Source organism: Vicinamibacterales bacterium (assembly GCA_036496585.1).
Lineage (GTDB): Bacteria > Acidobacteriota > Vicinamibacteria > Vicinamibacterales > 2-12-FULL-66-21 > JAICSD01.
The window spans coordinates 1-3,207 of record DASXLB010000012.1; the positions used below are offsets into that span (position 1 = coordinate 1).

Annotated in this window: 5 protein-coding genes; 3 read left to right on the forward strand and 2 right to left on the reverse strand. The window is 66.6% G+C overall.

What is annotated here, in order from left to right; translation table 11 throughout:
* Positions 1–618: nitrilase-related carbon-nitrogen hydrolase (locus VGI12_03485; GenBank protein HEY2431711.1), on the reverse strand; the 618-nt coding region annotated here is incomplete at its 3' end.
* Positions 619–690: 72 nt separating this feature from the next.
* Here VGI12_03485 and VGI12_03490 point away from each other — a divergent pair.
* The 3 genes from VGI12_03490 (at position 691) to VGI12_03500 (ending at position 2,311) form a co-directional block, all read left to right on the forward strand.
* Positions 691–1,281 (forward strand): CDP-alcohol phosphatidyltransferase family protein, encoded by a 591-nt coding sequence (locus tag VGI12_03490; GenBank protein HEY2431712.1) that lies wholly within the window; start codon positions 691–693, stop codon positions 1,279–1,281.
* A 131-nt stretch (positions 1,282–1,412) separates the two neighbouring features.
* On the forward strand, positions 1,413–2,075 hold the full coding sequence (locus VGI12_03495) for a DUF2975 domain-containing protein (protein ID HEY2431713.1): 663 nt from the start codon (positions 1,413–1,415) through the stop codon (positions 2,073–2,075).
* An 8-nt stretch (positions 2,076–2,083) separates the two neighbouring features.
* Complete coding sequence (locus VGI12_03500) at positions 2,084–2,311, forward strand: helix-turn-helix transcriptional regulator (GenBank protein HEY2431714.1); 228 nt, start codon at positions 2,084–2,086, stop codon at positions 2,309–2,311.
* An 89-nt stretch (positions 2,312–2,400) separates the two neighbouring features.
* On the opposite strand, the gene VGI12_03505 is transcribed toward VGI12_03500, so the two are convergent.
* Positions 2,401–3,207 (reverse strand): FtsX-like permease family protein (locus VGI12_03505; protein HEY2431715.1); only part of this gene is annotated, 807 nt, incomplete at its 5' end.

The following is a 3,207-nucleotide window of genomic DNA, read 5'->3' on the forward strand; positions in this document are numbered from 1 at the left end:
CGCGGCGATGTGCTCCTGAATGAGCCGCTCACGAATCCGCCGCTTGCCGGGGTAATACGGCGAGGCATTGATGTTGAGGAGCACCGACGCGCCCTGCGCGGCCAGCTCTGGCAGCGGCTTGACGGCGTAGAACTCGTCCCAGAGGTCCTCGCAGATCGACACGCCGACGCTGACCTCGCCGGTTGCCGCGGCGATCGCGACAGGCTCGCGGATGTCGGCCGGACTGAAGAACCGCTTGTCGTCGAAATAGCGGTAGTTGGGCAGCAGTGATTTGCGCGCGCGCTGCAGGACGAGGCCGTCGCGGACCACCGCCGCGGCATTGTACTTGCGAGGCAGGCCGTGATCGTTGCGGCGCGACGGATCGCGGTCGATGAAGCCGAACACAGCCGTGATCCCGCGCGCCGCGTCGGCGATCCGCCGCATCGCCGTCTCGTTGGCGTCGACGAACGCCTCGTCTTCGATCAAGTCGCCGATGCAGTAGCCCGGCAGTGACATCTCTGGCGCGACGACAAGATCGGCGCCGCGCGCCGTGGCCTCGGCGATGGCGTCGAGCAGCTTCGCCGTATTGGCGGAGAGATCGCCGCTGATGGGATTGATCTGGGCTAGCGCTATGCGCATCGGGGATCTCAGGATCGGGTGATCGGATGATCGGAGGATCGGGTGATCTTATCGCGATGAGCCGGTCCGGCAGTGTCCTGCGCCTTTCAGGGCATGGTGTTGTCGCCGCCGGAAGTGCTCATAGCGTTCCGCGCCTTTTGCGCCCCGGCCATGTTCGTGCTGGCGTGCTTCGGGCTGCCGGGACCGCTGCTGGCCGTGGTCCTGGTGGCCGCATTCCTCTCCGACGTCTTCGACGGCATCGTCGCGCGCCGGATGGGGTTGGCGACCGCTGGCCTGCGCCGTGCCGACACGCTGGTCGACACCCTCTTTTACGTCGCCGCGGCGGTGGCGATGCGCGTCTCTGTCCCCGGCGTCTTCGACGGCTGCGCGCTGCCACTGTCGGTCCTTGTCGCCGTCCACGTCTCGCGGGCGACGTTCGAAGTGGCCAAGTTCGGTCGCATCGCGTCGTACCACATGTGGTCGTCGAAGGCGCTCGGCATTCTGATGGCCGGCTCGATGACCGCGGTGTTCGTGCTGGAGCGACCGGTCGTGCTCGTGGCTCTGACGCTCTGGACGGGCGTGGCGAACGAGCTGGAAGGCTTCGCCGCGAGCGCAATCCTGCCCGCCTGGATTCCGGACGTGCCGTCGCTCGTGCACGCGCGGCGGCTATCAGCGCCGCACTAGGTCCAGGGCCGCCAGTCCCGTCGAGGACGCGTGGGGCGCAGGGTGTATGGGCATAGAGCGCGCAAACGGTTAGTTGCCGTGAATACTATACGTATTGACAATCGATAAACTTTTATCGTATTAGTTGATACATGGAACGCCCTCGAAACCCGCGCGCGCTGGCGGCAGGCCTTGCCGCCCTCTTCACGGTGCTGTGGTGGTGGGTGCTCGTCGGAACGGTCGTTCTAGGTGGCCTCGTCTTGACGAGGGTCTTGGACGTCCGACTGCAGATTGGGCCCAACGGCGAGCCCAACTTCGCGGCCGGGCGAGACGCCCAGATGGTGCTGCCGGTGGCCTTCGATCTCGACGGCGCGACGGCGCAGGTGACGTCGATCGATCGACATCGCGCCGGCGCCATCGAGCGCGGCAGTGGACTGCTGCGGCTGGCGGCGCCTGATCGGCCGTGGGTTGCGGTCACCGCGGTGGCGGCCATGACGGGGCTGACGCTCTGGGTGCTCGCCGAACTGGCCGCGTTGTGTCGTGCGGCTCGCGACGGACAGCCATTCGCACCGGCCAACGCCGGGCGGATCCGCCGGCTCGGGCTGGCGTTCGTGCTGGCCGAACTCTGTCGCGCCTTCATCGTTTACGGGGCGCACGCGTACGCGGCATCACACTTCGCAGCGGACCACCTGCGGTTCACCGCGTCACCCCACCTCAACGCACTGTCCATCGTCAGCGCGCTGATACTGTTCGTGCTCGCCGAGGCGTTCCGGACGGGCACGCGCCTCGACGAAGATCAGTCGCTGACGGTCTGAGGCCGCGCATGCCGATTCGCGTCAAACTCGATCATCTGATGCTCGATCGCCGCCTCACGCTCACCGAGCTGGCGTCGCGGGTCGATCTGACGCTCGCCAATCTATCGATCCTCAAGACGAACAAGGCCCGGGCGGTTCGCTTTTCGACCCTCGATGCGCTCTGCCGCGAACTGCAGTGTCAGCCGGGCGACCTGTTGGTCTGGACGAACCACGACGAAGGAGATGAGAAATCATGACCCTGTTGATGATCATTATTCGACGGCGGCGTCCTATCTGCGCCTGAACGGCATTCTGCCGCCGACCGCGGAGCCGAAAAAGTAGGCGCTCACGCCTCGCGGAACACGCTTGCCGGATCCAGCGCCGAGGCACGCCGCGCCGCCAGATACGTCGCGAGTACGCCGAGGGCGAACACGCCGGCGGCTACCGTCATCAAGGTCCGCCGGTCGCTCGCCGCGACGTCGAACAGGAGATCGGCGAGCAGGTGTGAAGCGAGCAACGACGCAACCACTCCAAGGCACACGCCGATACCGATCGACCGCGCGCCCTGGAGGGCAAACAACGACACGATCTGGTGCGCCCGCGCTCCCATCGCGATCCGCACACCGATCTCGCGCCGTCGCCCGTTCACCGTGGACACGACGAGTGCCGCAATACCAATGATGGTGAGCACGATCGACATGCAGGCGAACACGCTGAAGAGCAGCATGTTGAACCGCCACGGCGCGCGCACCTCACGCAGCGCCTCGTCCATCGTGGTCACGTCCGCGGCGGTGAGCTGGGGATCGATTTTCGAGAGCAACGCTGCGACGGCCGGCCTCAGGCGGCGAGGATCGCCCGCGGCCCTGACGACGACGTTCTCGGGCTCGAACTCCGCGGCCTGCCCAACCGGGACATAGAGATCGTAGCGAGTGCGGTCCAACTCGCGGTAGCGGGCGGCGCTGACGATGCCGACGACCGTACGCCACTGCGACGGATGGTTGTCCTTTCCTCGTCCGAACGAGTCCAGGAGGCGCTTGCCTATCGGGGACTCGCCGGGCCAGAGACGCGCCGACAGATTCTCGCTGACGATCGCCGCGCGCGGCGCGCCTGGCCTGTCGATCGAGGAGAAATCTCGTCCGGCGCGCAGCCGAAT